The following is an 18,666-nucleotide window of genomic DNA, read 5'->3' on the forward strand; positions in this document are numbered from 1 at the left end:
CCTTACGAAGAGGTGATTACCTGTTTTTTTATCACTAACTACTCTTTCTCTTTTCGGAGGGTTAATACATGCATCTCGGCAGGACTCCCCCAGCGGATTGGCAAGTGAGAGGTTCCAAACCCTCTACTGATCAACAGCTTTGCTTCCCTTCCAGTTCCATCCCTTCTGGGCCATTGAAACATTCCCGCATCATATTTATGATAGAAATTTTCTACATGCCTGCGACCCAAAAAAGGAAGTATAACCTGTCCTCCATGCGTATGTCCTGCCAATATCAGATCAGCCGGCACACTTTTCTGTATGGAGAGCCAGAGCGGATCATGAACCAGATTGATCCGACAAGTAACATCTAAAGCATTAGGCATTGTAAGACGCGGAAATGGACGATATGAGGTCTTACCACCCTTTTTCGGAAAATCCACTCCCGTTAACCAAAGAGATGCTCCCTCACGTTCAATACGCACATTTTCATCCATTAACAGCTTTGCACCACTGCCTTTAATAATCTGATCAACCCATGAAATATCAGCTCGATAATCATGATTTCCATGCACTACATAAGTAGGAGCTATAGAGGTGACAAGCGTCATATTATCGGCCAGTCGATCTAGAGGACTATTTTTTTCCGTTAGATCACCGCCTAGTAAAACAACATCTACTTTTCCCTTTAACGGATTCAATAGCGCTGATGGAAGGCGTCTGCGATGGATGTCGGTTATAAATAGGATCCGAAATCCATCAAACACATCAGGGAGAGACTTTAGAATTATTTCCTCGGTAATAATTCTGTTTCTAAAGGCGTTACTCACCATAATCACTGCAATAATTACCCCGATCAGAAGCACAGACCCGATCAATCCCCATAACCAAACGATCACCATAAAGTTCTCAAAGGCGGCGCCCCTTCGATTCCCCACCAGAGGAGCGCTGCCAGCAATATAACAAAAATGAAGATCAGTGAGTTTACGAACATTTTGCTAAGTCGAACACGTTCTGAAGAATACGTATCCGAACGTGATGGAACAGTTTCTTCTTGCTCTTTGTTCCCACCGTTAGTTCCCTTAGTAGAAGCTGCCGGACGGCGGCGCGCTTTCCTTGATAAAGTTGCCGTTGTTGTCCTCGAATGATTGCTCTTTTTAGGGGCGCCCTCCGATCGCGGATTCGCTTTTTTACTTTTGCCTGGTGTTTTGCCTTCGCCAACACGCTTTTTCTGACGAGACTTCAACCGGCTCAATTCCTCACTCATGATTCCCTCCTGTAGCGGATCACCAGACCAGAGAATAGGTCGATGAAGAAATGACATAGTATAGGTGCCCACAGGCTACCTGATTGAATGTATATATATCCAAGACCATAACTGCTTAAGAATACCCATCCGGTAGGTACAAAGTGACGCAAATAACGAACATGAATAAGTGCGAATAAAATACTCGTCCAATAAGGACCTATGGAATATTGAATCGCTCCTCTGAACAGAAGCTCCTCACATATCGATACCATTGCTGCAATTATAACAATATGCCATACAGGCCGATTTCGAAATAAAAGATCGTTTATCCCACCGTCATCCATACTTTCTTCAGGTACAATATGAGTCAGTAAATAATCAACTACCAGCATTACAGCGGCCAGTCCAAGACCCCATGCCACAAAATGTACGCTTTCTGGAAAAATTAATAGCTGAAACGGATTTCTTTTCTGAAATAATATCCATATCAAACCGATAATTAATGTAAGCCCCTGAGTAATGTAGAGATTGAGGAGCAGAAGACGGTCTGTTAACTGGCCTGGTTCTACTTTTTTTATCTTAATCTCACCAAATTTGAATTTTTTCATCGTGACCTGCCTGTTCTTTAATTTTTTCGGGCAGCTCCGAAAGAGAAACCGTCCATAATGTTGCTATCAATACATAATACATAGGATAATTCCCCCAGAAAAAGGAGCACTAATTATGAGCCAACGTAACTCCCGTACTCAAATGTTATACACCCTATTTTTTTTGTTTTTCCTTATTTGCGCCTTCGCGGCATTTTTTACAGGCGTCAAGGTTGGCGCAGACAAGACGGAAGCTAAATATGAGCAACAAAAGAACAGCAATGGATATGGATTAGAAGAATTCACGGGCTCTTACCAACAGAAGGATCTTGTTACTTTCTATCATAACGTATTTTTGCCTTATCGGGAATTCAAGCAGAATTGGAACACACAAGTGGACAAGCTGGCACGCAGTACAGATGCCCGTATGAACGCAGCAGCTATCAAGAATCTCAGCCTTCTAGCAGATAAGCAATATGAAAGAGTTAACCAGGACTCTATTTTTTCCAACTCTCCATTATTGCATCAATCACAGCTAAACATTCTCAAAAGCTTAACTTTATTCTCCAAAGCTTCTGGTGAAATAAGTGCAAGTGCATCTGGTGCAGAGACGGCAAAATTGCTAAAAAATGATCCTTATACTGCCGGTGCGGTTAAATTCGGATTGCTCGCACAAAAGAACTTTTATGATTCTATGCTAAAATGGGGCTCTAAGACAAACCAGAAAATTCCTTCTGATGCTGGTGAGCTAAAAACAATGTCCTTTATACAGTGGAAAAAAATGCCCCTTCTCCAAAAGAACGCATCTATTGCTGATATCATGTTGAACCGCGGAATTTTTGCAGCCTATGATCCTCAGGACATTACTGCAAAAATAGACGATTTGATTCATTCTGGTACTGCCAGTTCATTAAATCTTACAGATGTCCAGTCCTCTGTTACCCTGCTTATTTCCACAGGTGCTATACAGACAGAGGATTTTATGAAGTGGCGAGAACAGTACTATAGCAAGGAGACGATTCCACAGCTCCCGTTTTTTTATGAGTAGAGCCAGTCATTGAATCATAACGAAAAATGAAGTTCACTTCAAGAAAGCCTACTTTCAAAGCCTATTGACACATTTACATTACCGTGTTACATTATGAAAAAATTAATCAATCAAAAACGATGATGGAACAAAGATTCTGATAGTCTTCAGAGAGCCGGTGGTTGGTGCAAACCGGTGACGAACAGATGTCTTTAGCGCTCCTGAGATATTGTATCGAACCTTAAAGTAGGTACAATCGGATCAACTCCGTTACCAGTGTGGCCTTTGCAGGCCAATGAGGCTGCTTCTTCCAAGTTGCAGTGAATTAGGGTGGTACCACGAAGATAACTCTCGTCCCTTACTACGGCAGTAGTATGGGGGTCGGGAGTTTTTTAGTTCCTAAACACCTAATTTATACTACCCTTTTGCCCAAAGTTACCGATTCCGCGGCACTTTTGCACGCAATTTCTTTTATGCGACACCGCGTTGATCTACTATTATCGCATGTTTTTCTCTACTAGTTTGTGAAACTTCAGGTATTGTGGATTGCCAATAGGCGTCCTCGACATATAAAGCTTTTCAACTTTAAGGGGGATAAGAAACCATGTTTAAAGTATTAGTATCGGATCCAATCAGTGATTTGGGAATTCAGCAATTGATGGACGCAGAAGATGTAGTTGTTGACAAAAAAACAGGCCTCAGCGAAGACGAACTCATTGCAATTATCGGTGAATACGATGGCTTACTTGTCCGCAGTCAAACTACCGTAACAGACAAAATCATCGAAGCAGGAAAAAATCTAAAAGTAATTGGTCGTGCAGGTGTTGGTGTAGATAATATCAAACTGGATGCTGCAACAAAGCGTGGTATTGTTGTAATCAATGCTCCGGATGGAAATACAATTACGACTTGTGAGCATGCTTTCGCAATGATGATGGCTCTGGCCCGTCACATTCCACAAGCTTATGCAAAAACAATTGGTGGAACCTGGGATAGAAAAACCTTCGTAGGTGTAGAACTTCGCGGAAAAACCTTGGGTGTACTCGGAATGGGCAGAATCGGTAGCGAAGTGGCTAAACGTGCCAAAGCTTTTGGTATGGAAATTCTTGCTTTTGATCCTTTCCTAACCGCTGAACGTGCTGAAAAGATGGAAGTTAAATTAGCTTCCGTAGACGATGTTGTACGCGGAGCAGACTTCATTACTGTGCACACTCCACTAACTCCGGAAACACGCCATATGATTTCTCGCCCACAATTCGAAGTGATGAAAAAAGGAATGCGTATCATCAACTGTGCCCGTGGTGGTGTTATTGATGAAATGGCGTTAGTAGAGGCAATTGATAGCGGTATTGTCGCAGGCGCTGCATTTGATGTATTCGAAAAAGAGCCACCTCAAGCAGATCACCCCTTCTTGTCGCATCCAAAAATCATCGTGACTCCTCACTTGGGCGCTTCTACAATTGAAGCTCAGGAAAATGTGGCGATCGATGTTTCGGAGCAAGTATTGCATATTCTGCGTAATGAACCGTTCATTAACGCTGTCAATATTCCTCCGGTGGCTCCAAGTGTAATGAACAAGCTTCAACCTTACTTCACGCTTGGAGAAAAATTGGGCAGCTTTGTTACCCAAATCGCAGCTGCTGCTATCCGTGAGATCCATGTTGAATACGCTGGGGATCTTTCAGATGTAGATACCCAACCCCTAACCCGTTACATCGTAAAAGGTGTGCTCTCCCGTCACTTTGCAGAGGACGTTAATATCGTAAACTCGATGCATTTGGCGAAAACACGCGACGTGAACGTAGTAATAACTAAAGCTTCCAAAACTAAGGGCTTTACCAATCTAATTACCGTTACTCTAAAAGCTGATCATGACCAAGAGTATCTTGTTGCCGGCACATTGTTGCAAGGTTATGGAGAACGGATTGTTCAAGTAAATAAGTTCCCGGTTGATATTGCTCCTGAAGGTCATCAAATCTTCGTATCTCATAACGACAAAGTAGGAATTATCGGACTTGTGGGTACATTGCTTGGTGAGAACGATGTTAATATCGCATCCATGCAAGTGGGACGTAAAATTATTGGGGGCGCTGCAATCATGTTGCTGACCGTTGACAAAGCCGTTCCTAAGGATGTCCTAGTGAAACTTGCTGGTTTACCAGAGATTAACACTGCTGAAGAAATCATCCTACTTTAATCTATAACATAAAAAGGTCATTCCAGTATGTACTGGAGTGGCCTTTTTTTGATTTAACGAAACTTTTTCTTCCTATATTATGAATGCAGGGATGGTCCTTCCATCAGTATCGGTAAATCCATACTTTTCAGCTAGCTTTCCAACCAGCTGCGGCTCACCGGACATGGACATTACTTCCGGATCAGCGGCCAGTGCAGCCACAGCTCGACCAATATATGTCGTCGATTCACTCATTTTCAGCTCCTCGACCTCTTGCCAATGTTCCTCATCTGTGTTCATAGCTTCTAAAACTGCTTCTGTTCTCATCCATCCGGGTGAAAGTGGAATAACTGCAATACTGTCATCCTTTAACTCCTTCGATAGTCCGAAGGCCATACGTAAAAGTGAATTTTTAGAAAGATCATAATAAAAGTTGCCCAGATATTTATAATGATCCCAAAAGGTTGTATGAATAATTAGACCGCCAGTATTTGCCTTCCGCATGAGGGGAATTGCGTAATAATTCGTGATCAACTGTGCTCTCACCCCTGCATTAAACATATTCTCCCAATGAGCTGTAGATAGCTCCCAAAAAGGCTTCTGCTCGATAGCTAGATCATTGCCTCCCCATACGTTATTCACTAAAATATCGAGCCGCCCCTGCTCTTCAGCGATCTGACGGATCACTGCTTCTGTTTCCTGATCCTTCGTATGGTCACATTGGATTACCGCACCAGATCCTCCACTCTCTTTTATCTCTCTAAGTACGCTATTTATGCTCCCCTTAATTGGTTCAGTGGCAGATACATCTATGGTTCTCCCTGTAATATAGACAAAAGCACCTCTTCTTGCTAATTCTAAAGCGATCCCTCTACCAGCGCCTCTGCTGCTCCCCGTAACCAGTGCCACTTTTCCTTTCAATGTCATTCCCCTCAACCCTTTCAGTATGTTTTCAATTTCAGTATTCTGTGATCATTCCCTACGTTTTATAAGTATAGCCTTAATATATGACATCCACTGACATATATAATATAATCAAAATTTAGAATGGTTGAATGGAGCACGTCCAATATTTAATTCGAGGAGGAGTAAATAATAAATGCGAGCCGACCGTTTGTTATCTATATTGCTTCTATTGCAAAAACGTGGAAAAATGACTTCTCGCGAGCTGGCCCAAACACTCGAAGTGTCAGAACGAACGGTGTTTAGAGATATGGAAGCATTGAGTGCTTCAGGCATCCCGATTGTAGCTGAACGAGGGCGTGAAGGAGGTTGGATGCTTACAGAAGGGTACCGAACCTCCTTAACAGGTATGAAGCCACAAGAGATTGGTTCACTGCTTCTGTCCACTGACTCATCTATCATGAAAGATCTGGGGATACAGGACGACTTCTCTTCCGCTGTTCTCAAACTGGAGGCTGCTTCCTCTCATCGAACTAGTAACCCAGCAAATTATCTAAGCCAGCGGATCCATATTGACGGTGCCAGTTGGCATCCTTCGGATGAGACTTATCCGTTCCTTTCTGTACTTCAGAGAGCTCTTTGGGAAGACCGTAAAGTAAAAATCACTTATCTCCGGAACGACGAGACAAAAGTCCGGATGATTGAACCTCTTGGGTTAGTTGCAAAACGAGGAGTTTGGTATGTCGTAGCCAATATAGGGGATGAACTGCGAACCTTTCGTGTGTCCAGATTGATAAACGTAGAAGAGACCAATGAGCGGTTTAACAGGCCTGATGAATTTGATTTAAAACATTATTGGGAAGAGTCCACTACAGCCTTCAAAGCAGCACTGCCAAAATATCCGGTAAAATTAAGGGTTAGAACATCTGTCTTAAAAGAATTGCAACGTGAAAGATTCGTTTCTATCCATATGATAGAGCCATCTAGCAATGCAGAGTGGGTGAACGTAGAAGCCGAATTTAATACGATCGAGTCGGCCTGCCGGATAATCCTTTCTTTTAGTCCCTCGGTTATTGTACTTTCACCGCAAGAACTTTTAGAGATGGTAAAGTCTGCTATCGCAAAAATTTCCGCTATTTATGAGGATTTTTGACACGAAATCTAAAGAACTACTCCGAAAAGAAGATTTATGTCAGTTCTTACTATAGACCAATCACCTTTAAATCCCATATAATAACACCAATACATAATATTAATAAGGAGGACATTATACCAATGAACTGGATGCATAAACTTCCGTTAAAACAAAGAATTGTTGCCGGATGTTACCTCGTTGCCGCACTATTTGCCATTCCTGTTTTAGTTACTTTTATGATCTTAGGCAACATTATTTTGGGTATTGTTCTAATCGTCGTTCTTGCTGCTCTAACCTTCCCAGTGGCCCGCTTTATCGAGAGAACGCTTACATCTTCTTTTGATGACATCGCGAATGTATCTCATAGTATTTCAAAAGGGGATTTTACTAGTAGAGCCGACGAGAACGGGTCTATGGGGGACGTAAGCCGTTCCTTTAATACTATGATTGACAAGCTCAAGAAGATTTTGACAGAAGCATCACAAATCACTCGTCAAGTTATGGATGCAAGCCGTGGAATCGAAGATAAGAATCAGAATTTGAAAATTGTCATGGCACAGGTAGCCTCTTCGTCTAACGAGCTAGCTCTTGGTGCAAATGAAATATCTACGGATATCGCTGAAATGACAGAATCCATTAAAGATATTGAGAATAAAGTATCCAATTATACGAACTCAACAAAAGAAATGAACAGACGTTCAATACATACATTAGAGCTAGTTGAACAAGGACGCCAATCCGTTGATACGCAAGCTGAAGGCATGCGTAAAAACATCCAGGCTACTCAAAAAGTAGCTGACACTATCGAAGCCCTTTCTCAAAATGCTCGCGGAATTACGATGATCACAAAGACCATCACTGAAATCGCTGAACAGACCAACCTGTTATCACTAAATGCTTCCATCGAAGCAGCGCGTGCAGGAGAACATGGTCGAGGATTTGCTGTAGTCGCACAGGAGGTTCGCAAGCTCGCTGAAGAATCAACGGCTTCTACGAAGGAAGTCTTTGGCTTGGTTCGGAGCATCGAAACTGATATTAAACAAGCGATTGATAATATCGCTATCAACGAAGAAGTCGTACAGGTACAGAATGAGATGATCACTCAATCTGCTCATATCTTTGCTCAAATCGTGCAAAGTGTACAGTATATTACCGAGCAGATCTCCTCCTTCTCTGCCGAAAGTGATCTTATGTTGGAAAGTGCATTGAAAATCTCAAGTGCAATCGAGAATATCTCTGCGATCACGCAGCAAACCGCTGCCGGCACCGAAGAAGTATCAGCCGCTATGAATGAACAAATTAATGCCCTGCAGTCCGTTGCAGAAGAAACTGAGAAAATGACTCAGGCTGTATTTAATCTACAGAAGACGATCCATATTTTCAAGTTTTAAGTGACGTCCAAATCATATAAACAAATTCAAAAACTGCTCCTAAGCTTAGACTTAGGAGCAGTTTTTTTATATCTATTATTTCATAGGTTCGACAAGACTTTCGTCAAAATTCGAGTTAATTTGCGATAATATATTGACAAAGAGTGTCTAGGAATATATTGTAAAGGAAAATTCTTCTTATAAATTTCTAAATTAATATTGGCAAAATCTTCGAAAGAGGATGACGCAAAACCATGGATCTACAGCCTCATTTTTAATCTGAGGCCATGACTGCCAGGTTGCTGAAAACCAAGACGACTGGACTTTTGTTCAGTCTCTATGGCGATTTATGCTACCAACCTGTGCCCTATTTTAGAGCACAGGTTTTCTAGTGTTTGGTTTTAAAATAACAATCAACTTGTGAGGTGTATTTTTTGAAGACAGTCGCAGATTACATGTCGGAAGCACTACGGAACCTTGGTGTTACCCATTCCTTTGGTATCATCGGTAAATCCATTTGTCCTATCGTTCTTAAAATGGTAGATTACGGTATTGAATTTATTCCTGGAAGACATGAAAGCAGTTCCGGCTTCGAAGCAGCTGGTTATGCGCTGAAAACTGGAAAACTAGGCGTAGCTTTTGGCACTTCGGGTCCTGGTGGAACAAACCTACTAACTGCAGCAGCACATGCTAAGGCCAACAACCTACCTGTCCTATTTATTACTGGCCATCAATCTATTAAAGAGCTTGGAATTCCCCAATGTCAGGACTCTACCTCTTTTCTAGCTGATTTAGCTGATATGTTTAGACCTGCCACCTTATATAGCAAGCTTATTGAACGTGGAGATCACTTTAGCACAATCTTTAATCATGCCATATCCATTGCTTTGAGCGGTAATCGTGGTCCCGTTCACCTTTGTATTCCCTTTGATGTACAAACGGAATTGCTAGAGGAATGTAATATTGTAATCCCTGAACGCGAATCACTGGTTAGCCATGCTAATATCGACCGTGTACTTGATGCAATAAATAACTCAAAGAATCCAATAATTATCGCGGGTAAAGGCGTTAACCGCTCAGGAGCACATAGTGAGCTAATTCAATTAGCAGAAACATTTAATATTCCTGTAGTTACATCTCCAGGTGGTAAAGGAGCTATAGCTTGGGATCATCCACTCTATCACGGTCCAATTGGAGTAGGCGGTTGTACCCATGGGGATGACTTGCTGAATCAAAGTGATCTATTTATCGTTCTCGGGTCACGTTTAAGCGATATGACTATTTGTAATCTTAAAAAGGAAAATCATCCTGCAACATTAATTCAGTTTGATAGCGATCCGACTTTTGTCGGAAAAATATTGTTCTCTAAAACGATTCCAGTGACTGGAGATCTACGTGACAATCTAGTTTGCTATCTCAATAATATTGACACGAACAACATCACAAAACGCGAAGCACCGACAAATTCCGATTATACCGAAGAGCCTCCGATTTTACCAAACCTTTCACTTGCATCGGTCTTGAGTACGATGAGTGATTTGATTCCTTATAACAGCACAGTCTTTGTTGATGATGGAAGTCACGGTTTCCATGCTGCGAAATGGTACAAGGTTAAGAAACCTGGCAGTTTTGTATTCGATGCTTACTTTGCTTGTATGGGTAATTCCATCGGGATGGCAATTGGCGCAAAGGTTGCTGCACCAGAAGAAACGATCTTCTGCATTACAGGAGACGGCTGCTTTATGATGCTAGGCGCAGAGATTAACGCTGCTGTCTGCAAGGATATTCCTGTCATATTCATTGTTGTGAATAATAAACAGCTAGATATGGCTCTAAAAGGTATGGAAAAAACTACAGGACGTATTGACGGAACGATCTACGAAGTCCCTATGGACGCTGTGAAATTCGCAGAATCACTTGGTGCTACGGGTTACAAATGTGAGACAGCTGAGGAGTTCGAAACAGCTATCAAGGACGCTGTTGCCATCAACCGTGTTGCCGTCATTGAACTGCTAACAGACCGTGATGAGGTCCCTCCGACTGCTCATCGTACTTTGAACCTAAATTAGGAGGTCACTTATGAAAGACAATGTAAACAGTGGTCTTAACCACTTCACGAATCTCTCAGGAGACTACGGAGCTAAGGCACTGGCTCCGATTAAAGAACATTTCCCTGATTTGGCTGAATTTATTATGGGAAATGCCTACGGCGATATTTTTCAACGCAACACAATCGAAGCTGACTGGAAGGAAATCGCAGTTATCTCTGCCCTGATTTCGATGGGTCAGTTTGATCAATTGGGTGTTCATTATGTCATGGCTCTTCGTGTGGGAGTTACTGTAGAACAACTCAAAGGGATTCTATTACACTTAGTACCCGCAATAGGGGCACCTAGAATCATTACCGCTTTTAATATCCTTCTCGAAACGATTGAAGAAATAAAGTAACTATATGCCGGATGGAAAAATGCAGCATTTGTTATTGAATATTAAATATTGCAACACAAAAAGCGGCAGGCCAAGGATAATCCTTAGCTTGCCGCTTTTTGTGTTAATCTGTGATGGGGACTTTAGGACTCACTGGCAAAGGACAAACCTTTCTCCGTGAGCGCACGCCGTAATTGATTAAGTGCCTTAGGTCCCATCCCGTGTAACTGCAGAAGCTCTGACTCAGTGAGCTTACTGATTTGGTGAATCTCTGTATACCCAGCACCATGGAGTGCTCGAAGCGCAGGCTTGGCCAATCCAGTCGGAAGATCTGATTCTGATCCGCCAAGCATTCCTGCAGGATCAGTTTCTATATTTCTGTTCTTAGACATATGCATCTCCCTGATCACTGATATCCTTCATGTTTCTCCCAGCCCATGGTCCGCGCTACAGCGTCTTTCCACGCGCTGTAACGACGTTCACGCTCATCCATACCCATTACAGGTGAAAAGACCCTCTCCGCTTTATTGAAGCTTTCCAGCTGTTCTCTTGTCCAGACCCCATAGGTTAATCCAGCCAAAAGCGCTGCTCCCAGCGCAGTCGTCTCCGCATATGTAGTTCGAGTAACTTCACTACCGAGGATATCAGACTGGAACTGCATCAGCAAATCATTACGAACAGCTCCACCATCTACACGAAGGCCGGTTAATGGCATGCCCGCATCTTTTTCCATAGCCCCTATTACGTCTCTAGACTGAAATGCTAATGACTCTAACGTTGCCCGTACCAAATGTCCCGAGGTTGTGCCTCTAGTTAGACCGAATACGGCTCCACGTGCGTACATATCCCAATAAGGTGCACCGAGTCCAGTGAAAGCTGGTACGACGACAACCCCTTCACTGTCCTCAACTTCCCGTGCTTTGTCTTCTGAGCCTGCCGGCTCCGTTATGAGTCCCAGCCCCTCCTGAAGCCATTGTACAGCCGCTCCGGCTACAAATACACTGCCCTCGAGCGCATAATAGAGTTCCTCTCCCATTCCCCAGGCCACAGTGGTCAACAGACCATGACTGGAGACAACGGCTTCCGTGCCTGTATTCATCAGAATAAAGCATCCAGTTCCATAGGTGTTTTTGGCACTGCCGGGTTCAAGACAAGTATGCCCAAACAAAGCAGCCTGTTGATCTCCCAATACAGAGTGAATAGGGATTTCTGCACCGAACCACTGTGCATCTGCTGCACCAAATTCACTACCGGACATTCTCACTTCTGGCAGGATGGAGTGTGGTACTCGAAGCTCATCCATTAGCTCTTCATCCCAGCAGCGTTTATGGAGATTATATAGCATCGTACGTGATGCGTTAGTTACGTCAGTGGCATGTATAGCTCCGCCAGTAAGCTTCCAGATTAACCAACTGTCCACCGTCCCAGCTAATAACTCGCCATTATTCGCACGCTCTCGGGCGCCTTCCACATGATCAAGAATCCAGGAGAATTTGGTTGCAGAAAAATAAGCATCCACAACGAGTCCCGTCTTGCTAGCAATAAGTCCCTCTAACCCCTTACTCTTGATCTCTTCACATACCTCTGCAGTACGTCTGTCCTGCCATACAATCGCAGGATAAATCGGCTTACCTGTTGCTCTATCCCAGATTAGGGCCGTTTCCCTCTGATTCGTAATACCGATAGAAAATATTTCCTGAGGCGCAATCCCGCTCCGAGTAATCGCCTCTCTTGCAGCTGCAAGCTGTGACGCCCAAATTTGCTCTGGGTCATGCTCCACCCAGCCAGGGCGGGGGAAAGATTGTTCAACCTCATATTGTCCTTGTGAGACCATTCTAGCGTCCTTATCGAACAATATGGCTCGTGAACTGGTAGTCCCTTGGTCTAAAGATAAAATCATTTGATGGCCTCCCAAGCATAAACAATGAGATATGTTCCACGATGAACAAGATTAATGTGTTCGTTTCAACAAAAAGCACCTCTGCTGTCAGAGGCGCTATCACACATTGTGTTTGGAATTACTGTTTTTCGACAGGAAGTCTTAGGGTAAAGGTAGTACTCTCACCCAATTTACTGGAAGCTGTAATGGTTCCATGATGCGACTCAACAATATTTTTAACAATCGCAAGCCCAAGTCCCGTTCCACCTGACTCTCCACGTACACGTGCCTTGTCGGCTTTGTAGAAACGGTCAAATATATACGGCAGGTCTTCCTGAGGAATACCGACGCCTTCATCCTGAATTTTAATTTCAAAATAGCGACGTCCTTCTAAGACACAAGTTCCTGTATGAACTGTGATCTTCTTACCGCCCTGTGTATGACGAAAAGCATTATCGAGCAAGTTCGTTAAGACCTGCTCCAGCTTATCTTCATCCGCAGCCTTAAGAACAAGGACATCGCTCTCTTTGTTTAGCTGCAGATGAATATCACGCTCTTTAGCACGTACGGAAAATTTACGGTACACACGTTCAAGCAGTTCATTCATATCTACCTCTGCCTTCAACATATCCGTGTGTCCGGCTTCCATTCGCGCAAGGTCGAGTAAATCCTTTACAAGACGTCCCATACGGAGTGATTCATCATGAATGACCTGAATCAGTTCACTGCTTTCCTCTGGTGAAGTAGCCATGCCGTCAAGTAAAGCCTCACTATAACCTTGCATCATCGATAATGGCGTCCGAATCTCATGAGAGACGTTCGCCACGAAGTCACGGCGCATTTTTTCGAGTCGTACTTCTTCAGTCACATCACGCAGAACAGCAACCACTCCACGAATGCTACCCTCAGAATATAAAGGAGCCATATGGACGGACCACACGCCCTGCCGGACATGTACATTAGAACGCTCATCGCCGCCTTGTTTCAACGTGCTCAAAAATAAAGGACGAAGGGGAGGTGGAACATTACTCTCAGCCGATTCCGAATGAGGTTCAATATCACTCTCTTGTTCCCACTCTAAATCGCTCCAACTCTCAAGAAGCGATTGACCATGCGGATTGGTCAGAATTATCTGGCCTAGGGTGTCAAAGGTGATTACAGCATCACTCATGCTGCGTAATACACTGGATAGATGACCCTTCTCATGGTGCAGACTGCGGATATTCTCTTCCAACTCCTCAGCCATATGGTTGAAGGAAGTCGCCAATTGACCGATTTCGTCGCTCGTGACAAGCGTCAGCCTTGTTCCGTATTCACCACGTCGAATATTGTTTGCAGCCTCGATGACACGTTGCATCGGTTGAGTGATCTTGGTGAACAAGAACAACGCGAAGAATGTCGTCAAAGAAAATCCGATCATGCAGGTATACATAAATAAACGTTTGATATCACCAGAATTGGCAAAGTTACTGTCGATATAGGGAAGTAGAAACAACCCGAGTGTAATCAGTACGACAGCGACCAGGCAGATGATCGTAACCCACAGCTTACCGACAAGACTTCTCCAGAAGTTCACTTATTTAGGTACCTCAAGTTTGTAGCCTACACCCCATACGGTAGTAATCATCGCCGCAGATTCCGGTGATACCTTATTCAGTTTTTCACGAAGACGTTTAACATGGGTATCTACAGTACGTAAATCTCCGAAAAACTCATAATTCCAAACATCTTTAAGCAATTCTTCACGAGAGAATACTTTATCCGGCGAAATCGCCAAATAATGCAGCAGTTCGTATTCTTTCGGTGTCAGACTCACTTCTTCACCGCCAGCAGTAACCCGGTGTGCGTCATGCTCAATAATAAGATGAGTAAATACAATGTTATTACTGGAGTTGCTCTCTTTGGACAAAAATGCAGTTGCCGAAGAACGGCGCATAATGGCCTTCACGCGATAAATCACTTCGCGAGGGCTAAATGGCTTCACGACATAGTCATCAGCACCCATCTCAAAGCCCTGTACACGATTAATCTCTTCGCCTTTAGCTGTAAGCATTAAGACTGGTGTTGACTTGACCCCTCTGAGTCGGGTCAACACTTCCATTCCATCAATGCCAGGCAGCATAACATCCAGCAAAATCAGACCGTAGTCATTTGCAGTTGCTTTACGAAGAGCGATTTCTCCATCTTCTGCTTCATCGATTTCATAGCCTTCTTTTTCAAGATACATCTTAAGCAGGCGGCGAATGCGTTCTTCATCATCCACTACCAGAATTCTGTTTAAATGATCTGCCATTTCACAACAACCCCTTCATCAAATACAGTAGAACGTAACCTTAAATCCATTGTGCTGTGTTAGCAGGTAAACTATGCTCAGTCCGTCCCCGCATAAGAATGAAGTCCGGCGATGACTAGATTAACGCCAACTAAGGTAAACATTACGACTAAAAAGCCTAGAACAGCAAGCCAGGCAGATTTTCGCCCTTGCCATCCACGAGCTAATCGTAAATGAAGATAAGCACTGTAGAAGAGCCAAGTAACGAGTGCCCAGACTTCTTTGGGGTCCCATCCCCAGAATCTTCCCCAGGCAATTTGCGCCCATATCATTGCAAAAATCAAAGCGCCTAATGTGAAAATAGGAAAGCCAATGGCTATCGCCCTATACGTAATCTCATCTAGATCGCCTTCATCAATTCCCTCCATTACCGGGTGAATCGCTGCGCCTAGTGGCTTACGTACGATCAAGCGAAGAATTCCGTAAAGGAGTAATCCTGAAAGAATCGACCAGATTACAGTATTAAACTTCCGGCCAGCATTCACACCATTCATCCATGAAGGAGCTTCAAAGAGAGGTTCTTTCATGCCAAGAAACGACTGGAAGCTTTCAATTTCGCTATTGTGAGGGGCCACAATCGGCGGCATTCGATAACTCACTTTCTCTATTGTACTATTTTCCTGCCCTGCGCTGTCAATCGTAACGTTGGGACGGACAAAAACAGTCTCATAGCCTGCTCCGCGGAAAGCAAAAACTGAACCCAGAAACCCAATTATAACAATGATTGAAAAGAGAGTAAATTCAATCAGCCTTTGTTGTTTACGATCCACCTTTTCTTTACTGGAAAAATTAACAGTCCGCAGCAGATACATCAGCCCTGCCGCAAATCCTACTGCGAAAAAGGACTCACCCAGCGCTGCCAAGGTTACGTGAATCTTGAGATAGTTCGATTGCAGGGATGGAATTAACGGCTGAACCTCCTGTGGAAAAACAGCTGCGTATGCCATCACAATAATACTAATTGGAACTGCAAACAGCCCGAGAATAACCTTACGATAGATCGCATACATCACTGTAAAGGCTACCATAACCATCATAGATAAGAAAGTCATGAACTCATACATATTGCTGACTGGAATATGCCCTGAACCAGCCCAGCGTGTAAAGAAATAAATAAGATGAAAGATAAGACCTATAGAAGATACAATAAAAGCTATTTTACCCCATCGAGCAGTATGCTCCTCTGGCTTGCGGCCCGACCACTTGCGACCCATGATAGCGATAGTGAATAACATAAACGACCCGCTGTATAATAAGAATGCGGCAATAAAGACAGCACTGCTGATATCGAGCAAGCTCATGTAAGGCCTCCTCCATTATCTATTGATTTTTCATCGACTACCATATCTACTTTTTCTAAAATAGAAACGATCTCACGGCGGAAACCGAACCAATTCTTGTTCGTATGTCCTCCGAGTATTAGCTCTCCGTTTACAACGGTAAGCCAGATGCGTCTATGCTGCCAGTAGAATCCAAGGATTAAACCCAGCATCACAATTGCTGCACCTAACCATACAAAAGGCATTGCACGATCAATACGTATATTCAAGTATGTAGTCGATTCCGAAAAATCAACATCGCTCATGTTGTCCACTTCAAGCTCAAGAAATCTATTGCTGCCGCCAAGCTTATCATTAATAGCAACCTGCTGAAACTGAGACTTATCTACCTGCTTAGGAAAATAGAAGTACTGCTGACCTTCCGCTGGCAAATTCGGTCCTTGAATCAAGAACAAGAATGCTGGTGCATTCGGATACGGCGACTTAGATATCGGCTGCCCATCCTCATTTAGTCCAAAATCCATATATTTCTCTTTTAAAGTCATCGTATAAGGTCCCGCTGTTATCGTACGCTGCGGATTCTTCATATCCAGTTTGAATTTACCGTACGACTCCCCTGTGGTGGAGTTCTTAAGTACAGGCTGTACGGAACGCAGCACAGGCGTTAAATCATAATCAAACTGATACGCTTTCAATCCTTTATAATCCAAAGGTGAGTTTACTTGGATATCATGTGTTGTCACCTCGGCAAGCTGCGGTTCCTTAGTAGGATCTCCGCAATCTGCGGTACATTTATATAGCACTGCTTTAGTTTGGAATAATTTTGGAAGGATTTTTTTGCCTCGAAACTCCTCAGGCATCTCTTCATCTGTATAGAACTCTACGGTGAATTTCTCGTTTTTTAAATAGTAGGTCGTATCCGGAATCTGTGTAATCTCCCCTTGCGGGAAAGCTAGATGCTGATCCATGTTGAGACCCGGCAATCCTCTTGCCAATACAGCAAGTAAAAAAATAATCAAACCAATATGTATTACGTAAGGTCCCCAGCGGCTGAAACGGTGCTTCTCTGCTAGCAGAGCTCCTCCATCTGTTTTGACTCGGTAGCCCTTTTTACGCATAGGTTGAACCACCCTAGCAACCCAAGCTTCTGGTTCTTCTTGCACTTCAGTGACTAGCACGGCCTTTTGCCGAGTTAAGAACTGACGATGCTTTCGAATCTTCTGTCTAGTTAATGCCTTATATAGCGGAAGTACTCTGTCCAAACTACAAATGACAAGTGAAGCACCAATCATTACGAGTAGAGTTACAAACCACCAGGATTCGTATGTATGTGAAAGTCCAAGCTTATAGTAGATGTCCCCTGCTGTTCCATACTCCTGCTTATAATAACTAGATGCATCAATATTAAGAAAAGTACTCTCCTGAGGAAATATCGTGCCCAGCATAGAGCCTAACAGTGTCAATACGATTAGATAAATCGCTATTTTGACGGATGAAAAAAAGTTCCATACGCGATCAATCATGCCTGGATTAACACGCTGCGAACGACGGGCTACACCGTCATAACGCATTTCCAGATTCTCGCCCCAGTCCGATTCTTTGCCAAGCGGTTTTCCGCATGCTTCGCACAGAACAGTACCTACAGGATTCTGGTGGCCGCATTCACATTTGGTATTGGTTATAAAAGCCTCGCGTTCACTCATCAATCCACCAGCTTCCCAATTTGATCATCTAGTGAATCTAAATCAAGCTGGCCGATATGAATGCTGTCAATTTTACCCTTTGGATTAATAAAGAAAGTCGTTGGAAGTGGAGAAATACCATAACTTCGCACAGCATCTCGTCCCGTGTCCATCAGAATCGGAAAATCAATGTCGACCTGCTTCACAAAATTCTCGACAGTCATCTGATCTTCACCTACATTGATTCCTATAACGACTACATCCTTATCCTTCCATTTCTCCCATTGTGCTTGGAGCGCCGGCATTTCTTTTACACATGGTGTGCACCATGAGCCCCAGAAATTCAGCACAATAGCCTTACCCTTATACTCGTCTAATGTATGCCCAACTCCATCTAGACCTAGCAAATCAATGGCAGGCGCTTTACTACCTTCCTCTGGCTTACCACTTCCACCAAATACAGAGGAGCCAATTGCATAACCACCCACTAGAACGATTAGAAACAGAATTACGATTTGAATTGGTTTTCTCGCTTTACCCACATGTAAAGCCCCCTTCTGTGACGCAACTCATACTTATGTTGTAAGGTGTGAACATCCTATGAACATTATAGCGAATTTAGTCACAGTATTAGGGGGCT

Annotated in this window: 17 protein-coding genes, 1 riboswitch and 1 other annotated feature; of the genes, 6 read left to right on the forward strand and 11 right to left on the reverse strand. The window is 43.4% G+C overall.

Annotated features, from left to right (window positions below; translation table 11 throughout):
• Nucleotides 1–38: 38 nt before the first annotated feature.
• The 3 genes from ACDZ28_RS29525 to ACDZ28_RS29535 are packed head-to-tail and all read right to left on the reverse strand — an operon-like array spanning nucleotide 39 to nucleotide 1,836.
• On the reverse strand, nucleotides 39–881 hold the full coding sequence (locus ACDZ28_RS29525; RefSeq protein ID WP_375103455.1) for a metallophosphoesterase: 843 nt from the start codon (nucleotides 879–881) through the stop codon (nucleotides 39–41).
• Nucleotides 875–1,246 (reverse strand): hypothetical protein, encoded by a 372-nt coding sequence (locus ACDZ28_RS29530; protein ID WP_042129606.1) that lies wholly within the window; start codon nucleotides 1,244–1,246, stop codon nucleotides 875–877. Before ACDZ28_RS29530 ends, ACDZ28_RS29525 begins: the two co-directional genes overlap by 7 nt.
• A complete protein-coding gene (locus ACDZ28_RS29535; protein WP_042129608.1) occupies nucleotides 1,243–1,836 on the reverse strand; it encodes a CPBP family intramembrane glutamic endopeptidase in 594 nt (197 codons plus the stop codon). Before ACDZ28_RS29535 ends, ACDZ28_RS29530 begins: the two co-directional genes overlap by 4 nt.
• Nucleotides 1,837–1,951: 115 nt before the next feature.
• Here ACDZ28_RS29535 and ACDZ28_RS29540 point away from each other — a divergent pair, with 115 nt between their 5' ends.
• Both ACDZ28_RS29540 and serA read left to right on the forward strand, forming a co-directional pair.
• A complete protein-coding gene (locus ACDZ28_RS29540) occupies nucleotides 1,952–2,863 on the forward strand; it encodes a hypothetical protein (protein WP_042129609.1) in 912 nt (303 codons plus the stop codon).
• A 110-nt stretch (nucleotides 2,864–2,973) separates the two neighbouring features.
• Nucleotides 2,974–3,204: a binding site (T-box leader), on the forward strand.
• A gap of 242 nt (nucleotides 3,205–3,446) precedes the next feature.
• Nucleotides 3,447–5,039, forward strand: coding sequence for a phosphoglycerate dehydrogenase (gene serA / locus ACDZ28_RS29545; RefSeq protein WP_042129612.1), 1,593 nt, complete (start codon nucleotides 3,447–3,449; stop codon nucleotides 5,037–5,039).
• 72 nt (nucleotides 5,040–5,111) lie between these two features.
• On the opposite strand, the gene ACDZ28_RS29550 is transcribed toward serA, so the two are convergent.
• A complete protein-coding gene (locus ACDZ28_RS29550; RefSeq protein WP_076119785.1) occupies nucleotides 5,112–5,945 on the reverse strand; it encodes an SDR family NAD(P)-dependent oxidoreductase in 834 nt (277 codons plus the stop codon).
• A 172-nt stretch (nucleotides 5,946–6,117) separates the two neighbouring features.
• On the opposite strand from ACDZ28_RS29550, the gene ACDZ28_RS29555 reads away from it, so the two are divergent.
• From ACDZ28_RS29555 to ACDZ28_RS29570, 4 genes are all read left to right on the forward strand, one after another.
• On the forward strand, nucleotides 6,118–7,074 hold the full coding sequence (locus tag ACDZ28_RS29555; protein ID WP_076119786.1) for a YafY family protein: 957 nt from the start codon (nucleotides 6,118–6,120) through the stop codon (nucleotides 7,072–7,074).
• A 122-nt stretch (nucleotides 7,075–7,196) separates the two neighbouring features.
• Complete coding sequence (locus tag ACDZ28_RS29560; RefSeq protein ID WP_042129618.1) at nucleotides 7,197–8,447, forward strand: methyl-accepting chemotaxis protein; 1,251 nt, start codon at nucleotides 7,197–7,199, stop codon at nucleotides 8,445–8,447.
• A gap of 190 nt (nucleotides 8,448–8,637) precedes the next feature.
• A riboswitch (cyclic di-GMP riboswitch) is annotated at nucleotides 8,638–8,733 on the forward strand.
• Nucleotides 8,734–8,851: 118 nt separating this feature from the next.
• The gene (locus ACDZ28_RS29565) at nucleotides 8,852–10,495 is read left to right on the forward strand and encodes a thiamine pyrophosphate-binding protein (protein WP_081389882.1); all 1,644 of its coding nucleotides are present in this window, start codon (nucleotides 8,852–8,854) and stop codon (nucleotides 10,493–10,495) included.
• Nucleotides 10,496–10,505: 10 nt separating this feature from the next.
• Nucleotides 10,506–10,874 carry a carboxymuconolactone decarboxylase family protein gene (locus ACDZ28_RS29570; RefSeq protein ID WP_042129622.1) on the forward strand — a complete coding sequence of 123 codons (369 nt, stop codon included), beginning with the start codon at nucleotides 10,506–10,508 and terminating at the stop codon, nucleotides 10,872–10,874.
• A gap of 122 nt (nucleotides 10,875–10,996) precedes the next feature.
• Here the strand turns inward: ACDZ28_RS29570 and ACDZ28_RS29575 are convergent, their stop codons facing one another.
• The 7 genes from ACDZ28_RS29575 to ACDZ28_RS29605 all read right to left on the reverse strand — a co-directional run bounded on the left by ACDZ28_RS29575 (nucleotide 10,997) and on the right by ACDZ28_RS29605 (nucleotide 18,568).
• A complete protein-coding gene (locus ACDZ28_RS29575) occupies nucleotides 10,997–11,245 on the reverse strand; it encodes a DNA-binding protein (protein ID WP_231573845.1) in 249 nt (82 codons plus the stop codon).
• A 14-nt stretch (nucleotides 11,246–11,259) separates the two neighbouring features.
• Nucleotides 11,260–12,753 (reverse strand): glycerol kinase GlpK, encoded by a 1,494-nt coding sequence (glpK, locus tag ACDZ28_RS29580; RefSeq protein ID WP_375103456.1) that lies wholly within the window; start codon nucleotides 12,751–12,753, stop codon nucleotides 11,260–11,262.
• Nucleotides 12,754–12,871: 118 nt separating this feature from the next.
• Nucleotides 12,872–14,308 carry an ATP-binding protein gene (locus ACDZ28_RS29585; protein ID WP_375103457.1) on the reverse strand — a complete coding sequence of 479 codons (1,437 nt, stop codon included), beginning with the start codon at nucleotides 14,306–14,308 and terminating at the stop codon, nucleotides 12,872–12,874.
• A complete protein-coding gene (locus ACDZ28_RS29590) occupies nucleotides 14,309–15,025 on the reverse strand; it encodes a response regulator transcription factor (protein WP_036676174.1) in 717 nt (238 codons plus the stop codon). It abuts the gene before it with no gap.
• 77 nt (nucleotides 15,026–15,102) lie between these two features.
• Nucleotides 15,103–16,365, reverse strand: a complete 1,263-nt coding sequence (gene ccsA / locus ACDZ28_RS29595; protein WP_042129629.1) for a cytochrome c biogenesis protein CcsA — start codon at nucleotides 16,363–16,365, stop codon at nucleotides 15,103–15,105.
• Nucleotides 16,362–18,047, reverse strand: coding sequence for a cytochrome c biogenesis protein ResB (locus tag ACDZ28_RS29600; RefSeq protein ID WP_042129632.1), 1,686 nt, complete (start codon nucleotides 18,045–18,047; stop codon nucleotides 16,362–16,364). Before ACDZ28_RS29600 ends, ccsA begins: the two co-directional genes overlap by 4 nt.
• A complete protein-coding gene (locus ACDZ28_RS29605) occupies nucleotides 18,047–18,568 on the reverse strand; it encodes a redoxin domain-containing protein (protein ID WP_375103458.1) in 522 nt (173 codons plus the stop codon). The genes ACDZ28_RS29600 and ACDZ28_RS29605 overlap by 1 nt, the downstream gene beginning before the upstream one ends.
• Between the last annotated feature and the right edge of the window lie 98 nt (nucleotides 18,569–18,666).

The sequence above is a fragment of the Paenibacillus sp. RS8 genome, assembly GCF_041956825.1.
In the GTDB taxonomy this organism is placed as follows: Bacteria; Bacillota; Bacilli; order Paenibacillales; family Paenibacillaceae; genus Paenibacillus_AQ.